8 protein-coding genes are annotated in these 6,930 nt (G+C 64.9%); all 8 read left to right on the top strand.

Annotated features, from left to right (window positions below):
• Nucleotides 1-168 precede the first annotated feature (168 nt).
• The 8 genes from BM085_RS09060 (at nucleotide 169) to BM085_RS09030 (ending at nucleotide 6,913) form a co-directional block, all read left to right on the top strand.
• Nucleotides 169-1,818 (top strand): recombinase family protein, encoded by a 1,650-nt coding sequence (locus BM085_RS09060; RefSeq protein ID WP_177245023.1) that lies wholly within the window; start codon nucleotides 169-171, stop codon nucleotides 1,816-1,818.
• A 458-nt stretch (nucleotides 1,819-2,276) separates the two neighbouring features.
• Nucleotides 2,277-2,546, top strand: coding sequence for an HNH endonuclease (locus BM085_RS47370; protein WP_093886569.1), 270 nt, complete (start codon nucleotides 2,277-2,279; stop codon nucleotides 2,544-2,546).
• Complete coding sequence (locus BM085_RS09050; protein WP_093886568.1) at nucleotides 2,543-2,803, top strand: hypothetical protein; 261 nt, start codon at nucleotides 2,543-2,545, stop codon at nucleotides 2,801-2,803. Before BM085_RS47370 ends, BM085_RS09050 begins: the two co-directional genes overlap by 4 nt.
• 121 nt (nucleotides 2,804-2,924) lie before the next feature.
• Nucleotides 2,925-3,104, top strand: coding sequence for a hypothetical protein (locus BM085_RS09045; protein ID WP_093886567.1), 180 nt, complete (start codon nucleotides 2,925-2,927; stop codon nucleotides 3,102-3,104).
• A complete protein-coding gene (locus BM085_RS09040; protein WP_093886566.1) occupies nucleotides 3,104-3,535 on the top strand; it encodes a phage terminase small subunit in 432 nt (143 codons plus the stop codon). The genes BM085_RS09045 and BM085_RS09040 overlap by 1 nt, the downstream gene beginning before the upstream one ends.
• 32 nt (nucleotides 3,536-3,567) lie before the next feature.
• The gene (locus tag BM085_RS44280) at nucleotides 3,568-3,723 is read left to right on the top strand and encodes a hypothetical protein (protein WP_177245021.1); all 156 of its coding nucleotides are present in this window, start codon (nucleotides 3,568-3,570) and stop codon (nucleotides 3,721-3,723) included.
• 19 nt (nucleotides 3,724-3,742) lie between these two features.
• Entirely contained in the window at nucleotides 3,743-5,329 is a 1,587-nt protein-coding gene (locus tag BM085_RS09035; protein ID WP_218158663.1) for a phage terminase family protein, read from the top strand.
• A 75-nt stretch (nucleotides 5,330-5,404) separates the two neighbouring features.
• Entirely contained in the window at nucleotides 5,405-6,913 is a 1,509-nt protein-coding gene (locus BM085_RS09030) for a phage portal protein (RefSeq protein WP_093886565.1), read from the top strand.
• The last annotated feature ends 17 nt before the right edge of the window (nucleotides 6,914-6,930 follow it).

Below are 6,930 nucleotides of genomic sequence, written 5' to 3'. Positions count from 1 at the left end.
AAGCTCCTATTTGGCTGTCAACATCGCCACCCGCCAGCGCGTTCCCGCCCTCAGCCGCCCACCCTTGATCGTTTGGAATCCCTAACATCCGACACGTCGGACTTGCGATAGCCCAAACCGTCTCAATATCCTGGTGACACCACTCAGACACCAGGAGTCAGTTTGCGCGTGCTGGCAGTGAAGCGGATCAGCCGGGACACAGAGCAGTCCTCGGCACTAGCTCGCCAAGAGGTCCAGCTATCGAAAGCGATCAGAGAAGGCCACCACACAGTGGCCGGCTGGGTTGAGGACGCCACCGTGTCCGGGGCGGTCAACCTGGACAAGCGGCCATCACTCGGCCAGTGGCTGACAGCTCCGCTGATCCACGAGTGGGACGGCATGATGGTCACCGAGCAGGACCGGATCACCCGCGACGACCTGCACTGGGCTGCCTTCGTCGGATGGGTGCTGGAGAACGGCAAGACCATCGTCGTCCTCGATGACCCCTCCTTCGACATCACCACACCCAACGGCCGCCTCATCGCCTCGGTGAAAGCGGCCCAGGCCGCCAACTACCGCAACTCCGTCAGGACGAAGAAGCTCAACCAGCTTGAGTGGTACCGAGAAGAACGCCTCTGGTCGGGCGGCTCGTGGCCCTTCGGCTACCGGGCAATCCGCGTCCTGCACCGCGAGGCGCTGCGCTGGCGTCTCGGCATCGACCCCGTCACCGGCCCGCTCATCCGAGAGGCATACGACCGCCTGGTGAACAAGGGACACTCGATACGCATGATCGTCCTGGACTGGAACGCTCGCGGCATCCTGACCGCCCGCGACTACCAGCGCCACGTCAAAGCCCTCGAAGGCGGCGAGCAGGCCGAGGCCGCCGTGAAGGGCACTCAGTGGTCAAACACTGTGCTCCGGGTGGTCCTGACGAATCCGGCCCTCATGGGCTACGCGGTCTACAAGGGAGAGATTCAGAAGAAGGCCGGCCTGCCCGTGCAGTGGGCCGACCCGATCCTCACCCTCGAAGAGTTCGAGAAGCTCCAGGAGGTGCTGGCCCGTCGCGGTGGCGCTAACCGGAACATCACCCCTCGGACCACCGACTGGGCGGGCATCTTCTACTGCGCCTGCGGCTCGGTGTACTACTCGAACTCGGCCCCCCGGAAACTGAAGGACGGCTCGGTAAGACGCCACGACTACTACCTGTGCAAGACGCGCCAGGTCGGTACCCGTTGCGCCTACGTGACGTCCTGGCCCCTGGAGATCCTCCGTACGCACCTGGAGGACGCCTTCCTCAGCAACGCGGGCGACCTCGAAATCATGACCAGGACATACATCCCTGGCTCCGACAGGTCAGCCGACATCCGCCAACTCCAGGAGGCCCTGGAAAACCTGACCGGCAACCTCATCCACCTGAAGCCGGGCAGCGCCGGAGCTACCGCAGTCCTCAAGGCGATGGAGGAGCACGAGGCAGCTCTGGCAGAGCTTGAGGCCCTGCCCGTGATCCCATCGCGGTGGCAGGAGTCCGGCACGGGCGAGACGTTCCGCCAGTTCTGGGAGCGCAACCCCTCCTGGGAGGTCCGCTGCGACTTCCTGCGCAAGACCGGAGTCCGCCTGTACGTGGCAGGCAACCCCAAGGCCCCCGACCTTGACCTGTTCCTCCCGGACGACCTCCAGCAGCGCATCATCAACGCCGTGTCGGACACGGTGGAGCCGGGAGCCCTGGAGGCCGCCGGACGCCAAGCAGACGATGCCATGGCAGAGCGCAGAGCCAGCGACGCAGCCCTGCGAGAAGCAGCCATGGAGGCGACACGGGGAACACGGGACCTGACCCGGTAGGACGAATCCCGAAAGTCCGCTCTATAGGTAGGTGAGAAGGGGGAGGCAGGCAACAGCCTGTCTCCCTTCAACTTGTTCCGGACCTTTTCGGAAAAGTCCGCACCATTACTTGGTGGGAAGGGCAGAGGAGCGGCGCACCCATTCAGCGCGCTCCAGCCCCACCCCCACCAGCTCGGACCCTCCCGGAAAAGTCCACCCTTGGGCTAACCCCGCTCCCCCCTCATGGGGGGTAAGGGGGGTACCGGTTAACTAACTAGTTCTAAGAAACACCGAAGGTGTTTCGTTAGATCGTTAACCAGTAACTCCTACTAAGGATCGGCCTCCAGGCCGATCCACCTGGAGAAACTTACTTCTCACTCCAACACCTCCTTACGTCTCCGACTCCGGAGGTGAGCTTGCCTAGAGCACCCTCCAAGTGCCTGAAGAAGGACTGCCGACAGGCAGCCACCAACCAGGGCATGTGCCCAACGCACTACGTGCCCTGGGCTCAGACGAGCCCACGGAACCAGACGCGGCCCAAGAACGCCGCGACGCTGATGCGTCGAGCCCGACGTCGTGACCGAGAGCGCTGCTACGTCTGTGGCGGCCCCGGTCGGATCGTGGACCACATCGACCCGGTCGCCGAAGGCGGCTCGTGGGATCTGAGCAACCTGGCCTGCATCTGCGATGCCTGCCACCAATCCAAGAGCCGCGAGGAGGCTGCCCGAGGTCGGGCGCGTAACCGATGACCGATGCAAACTGTGGCCCTGGCGGCTTCTGCGGGTACTGCGAGGTCCCCTGCTTCCTGCGGGGCCAGGAAGACGAATCCTTCAGCGCGCTCCTTGAGCGCGGTCCTGAGGGTGACTTCGAGGAGTTCTCCGAGGACTTGGAGTCCTCAGACTCCGAAGCACTCGGCTGTCCCCGATGGGACGACCCTGACGCCGACTGCGACGAGTGCGACGTCAACTTCTTCTGCTTCAACGACTACGAGTCTCCTGAAGCTTGATCACCAGACGGGTAGCCCGAGCGATACCGAGCTTCTAGCCGGTGGGCACAGGCACGGTGCGTGTGAGGGCGGGTTCCGCGCACCCCACATTCTTCTTTCTTCTACCAGGAGGTTGGTAAACATGACGGCTGAGCGAGGCAAGCCGGCCAGCGAGCAGGCCGTCAAGGCTGGCGACAAGCGGAGGGCCAAGGGCGCCAGGCCAACGGTCGAGATCGTGGACGAGGTCTACGAGGTTGACCTGTTCCCCGCCTTCGAGCACCGCTCCGCCCGCGCCCGGTTCAGGGCCTCCGAGGAGTCCTGATGGCAGGCCGAGGGCCGGCCCCCAAGGAGAACGCCGTCCGGCGTAACGCCGTGGACCTCTCCCACCTGGAAGGTGACGAGGACGTCCCCGACAAGCTGCGCAAGCTGTTCAAGCGCGACAGCTACTCGGTGGCCACCTGCCGCTGGTGGGACACCTGGGCTGAGTCCGAGCAGGCCGAGTCCTTCAAGGCCACCGACTGGCAGAGGCTCCAGATGCTCGCCCCTCTGGTCGAGTCCTACTACCGCCGGCCAGGCCACAACGCTCTGGCCGAGATTCGCCAGAACGAGTCACTGCTGGGTGCGACGGTCACCGACCGGATGCGCCTGCGGATGGGCAAGAAGGACGCCGACAAGTCCGGCTCCGACAAGCCCGACAAGCTCCCCGAGAACGTCGCGGACTTCGAGCTGTATCGAAGTCTCGGCGGTGCCTGATCTGACACCAACCTGCGCGAGAGGCATCACCCATGGCCGCGAAGCCTAAGCCCACCCCGCCCAAGTCCAAGCCCGCGCCCCCGGCGAAGGGTGCCGTCCCGCCCAAGCGCGGAGGGCCGCCGAGCAAGAACCCGGCCACCCCCACCCGGACCCCCGCCCCCCGAGGCGGCCGGGGCCGCACGCGCTGACACATGAAGGAGGTTCCCCATGCAGTCTGGGAACCTCCCCGAGGGAGTCCCCCACCCGCAGCGTTCGCTGGGTTACCAGATCCTGCGCTGGGGCGAGCGCTTCCTAGTTCAGCCGGACGGTGAGAACGCGGGCGATCCCTGGCAGTTCACGCCCGAGCAGAAGCGCTTCATCCTGTGGCTGTACGCGATCGACGAGCGCGGTAAGTGGCTTTACGACACCGCCTGTCTCCGCAGGAGTAAGGGCTGGGGCAAGACCCCAGTCCTGGCGGCCCTGGCCATCATCGAGTTCATCGGGCCCGCCCGCTTCTCGCACTTCGACGAGCAGGGCTTCCCGGTGGGCAAGCGAGTTGGCCTGCCGCTGATCCAGATCGCGGCTACCTCGATCGACCAGACCGCGAATACGCGGGACATGATCCGGGGCATGCTGGCGAACTCGCCGGCCGAAGACGAGTACGACATCGAGATCGGTAAGGAGCGGATTCAGTTCCGCTCTGGCCGGCCTGGTCGTATCGAGCCCGTCACCAGCTCCAGCCGAGGTCTGGAGGGTGCTCGACCCACCTTCGTGGTGGGTGATGAGACGCACCACTGGGTGCCCAGCAACGGCGGCGTGGCCGTCTTCGAGGTGCTCGACCGTAACGTCCGCAAGACGGCCGGCGCGGGCTCGCGCTACGTGGAGTCCACCAACGCCTTCAACCCGAACGAGGACTCGGTCGCGCAGCGTACCTACGAGGCGTTCCTGAAGAAGCCGAACGGCAGGCTGCTGTACGACTGCATCGAGGCCGACTCCGAAGAGATCGACCTCAAGGACCTTCCTGCTGTCGAGCTGGGCCTGAAACAGGCGTACGGCGACTCGCACTGGGTGGACATCCAGGGCCTGATCGAAGCGATCCAGGACCCGCGTACGAGTCAGGCGCAGGCATACCGCTTCTACCTGAACAAGATCCAGGAGAGCGCCGACGCTTGGATGGCCAAGCCCGTCTGGGATGGCCTGCGCGAGGACGACGACCCGATCAAGGCCGGCGACCAGATCGCTATTGGCTTCGATGGTTCGCTCTACAGCGACGCCACGGCGATCGTGGGCTGCCGTCTCCGCGACGGCAAGCTGTTCATCATCCACCTGGACGAGGACCCGCACGACCCGCTCAGGGAATGGCAGGTGGACACGCTGCTGGTGGACAAGCGGATGCGCCAGGCGCAGGCGACCTACCGGGTCGAGTGGGTCTACGCGGACCCGTCCTACTGGCAGAACGTGGTGGGCACCTGGGCCTTGGACTTCAAAGAGTCCGACAGGGACAACCGGGACATCGTCTTCGAGTTCTCCCCGGCCCGAGCCAAGCAGATGTGCGAGGCGGTCGAGCGGATGCACACCGCCGCTCATCTGGCTGAGGACATCTGTCACGACGGCAACCCGGACCTAGCCCGGCACATCGCCAACGCGGTCACCTACGAGGTCCCCCAGGGCCTGCTGATCCGCAAGGAATCGAAGAAGTCCAAGAAGAAGATCGACGCCGCGATTGCGGCGGTCCTGGCCTACGAGGCGCGAGCCGAGGCCATCGCTGACGGTCGCATGAGGGTGCGCCGGCGCGCACGCCTCCGCACCTACTGACACACCTGCCGCCCGAGGCTCCCGGCCTGACGCCGAGGGCCTTTCCCATGCCCGCAAACAAGAGGTTGGTAACTCATGGCCCTCGGCCACACCGGGGGCCGCCCCCAGACTCCGCTGGAATGGATCGCCTATCTCGAAGGCAAGCTGTCGAAGCAGCGCTCCGAGGTACGGAAGTACGCCACCTACTACGACTCCGAGAACAAGACGCTGAACTACGCCCAGCAGAAGTTCAGCGAGATCTTCGGCGACATGTTCGTGGGCTGGAGGGACAACTTCTGCCCGCTGATCGTGGACAGCATCAGCGAGCGTCTACGGGTCCAGGGCTTCCGGATGGGCCCGGAGGAGGCCGCGGATAAGGACGCCACGGAGATCTGGCAGTACAACTCGCTGGACGCCGAATCGAACGCCGCACACATCGACGCCCTGATGGGCGGGGCCAGTTACCTGGTGGTGTGGGGCGACGAGGAGGACATGCCTCTGATCTCTCCTGAGAGCGCTGAGGATGTCGTCGTCCAGTACGAGCCCGGCAGTCGGCGTAAGCGCGCCGCCGCGATGAAGCAGTACATCGACGACTGGGGAGTTGAGCACGCCACTCTGTGGCTGCCGGACGGTGTCTACACCTCCGAGGTGCGGGGCAATGGCGAGGGCCGGACGTGGACAGGGCCGGAGCGGGAGAACAACCCGCTCGACAAGGTCCCGGTCGTTCCGCTGTATAACCGGACCCGTCTGAAGCTGACCCCCTTCAGCGAGCTGGCGAGCATCATCCCGGTTCAGGACGCGATCAACAAGGTGGCCGCTGACGCTCTGGTTGCCTCGGAGTTCGCTGCCTTCCCGCAGAGAATTTTGGCAGGTATCGAGCAGCCTCCGGACAACGCCACTGACAGTGAGCTGGAGCAGGCTCGTCAGGCCATGATCAGGGCGTACGTGGACCGCATCCTGACCCTGGACAACCCCGACGCTAAGTGGGGCCAGTTCGAGGCGGCCGACCTCAAGAACTACGTGGTCTTGATCGACATGCTGGTCCAGCACATGGCCAGCCAGTCCAGGGTGCCTTTCCACTACTTCTTGCTGAACGGCGGACAAGCGCCGTCCGGCGAGAGCATCACCGCCGCAGAGGCCGGCCTCGTGGCCAAGGCCAAGGAGCGGATGCTGCACTTCGGCGAGTCCTGGGAAGAGGCCATGCGGCTTGCGTTTGAGGTCAAGGGCGACACGTCCAGGGCCAAGGCGTACAGCGCGGAGGTCATCTGGGAAGACCCCGAGTACCGCAGCAAGGCGCAGCAGGCCGACGCTCTGCTGAAGCTGAAGGAACTCAACGTTCCGGTCCGTCAGCTTCAGGAGGAGTACGGCTACACGCCGACCCAGATTCTCCGCTTCGACGCGATGCGCGAGGAGGAGATGAAGCGACAGAAGGAGCTGGACGACAAGTACGGCCCTGAACTCGTGGACCCCCTGACCGGTAAGCCGACAGGCAAGCCCGGCCAGCCAGGAGCACAGCAGCCGCAGCAGTCCACTCGCGGCGAAGCCAAGCCGAAGTCACCTCAGGACAAGGTCGCTTCGGTCGAGCGCCAGAAGAAGGCCGCTTAACCCCTCGCAGTACGCAC

Source organism: Streptosporangium canum, assembly GCF_900113865.1.
Taxonomy (GTDB): domain Bacteria; phylum Actinomycetota; class Actinomycetes; order Streptosporangiales; family Streptosporangiaceae; genus Streptosporangium; species Streptosporangium canum.
The sequence above is the reverse complement of the archived record's forward strand: the minus strand, read 5'-3'. Positions and strand labels throughout refer to the sequence as shown.

Bases quoted from the DNA above. Each gene is read 5' to 3' on its own strand.
- BM085_RS47370 (WP_093886569.1), top strand. From the start codon at position 2,277: ATGTGCCCAACGCACTACGTGCCCTGGGCTCAGACGAGCCCACGGAAC.
- BM085_RS09050 (WP_093886568.1), top strand. From the start codon at position 2,543: ATGACCGATGCAAACTGTGGCCCTGGCGGCTTCTGCGGGTACTGCGAG.
- BM085_RS09045 (WP_093886567.1), top strand. From the start codon at position 2,925: ATGACGGCTGAGCGAGGCAAGCCGGCCAGCGAGCAGGCCGTCAAGGCT.
- BM085_RS09040 (WP_093886566.1), top strand. From the start codon at position 3,104: ATGGCAGGCCGAGGGCCGGCCCCCAAGGAGAACGCCGTCCGGCGTAAC.
- BM085_RS44280 (WP_177245021.1), top strand. From the start codon at position 3,568: ATGGCCGCGAAGCCTAAGCCCACCCCGCCCAAGTCCAAGCCCGCGCCC.
- BM085_RS09035 (WP_218158663.1), top strand. From the start codon at position 3,743: ATGCAGTCTGGGAACCTCCCCGAGGGAGTCCCCCACCCGCAGCGTTCG.
- BM085_RS09030 (WP_093886565.1), top strand. From the start codon at position 5,405: ATGGCCCTCGGCCACACCGGGGGCCGCCCCCAGACTCCGCTGGAATGG.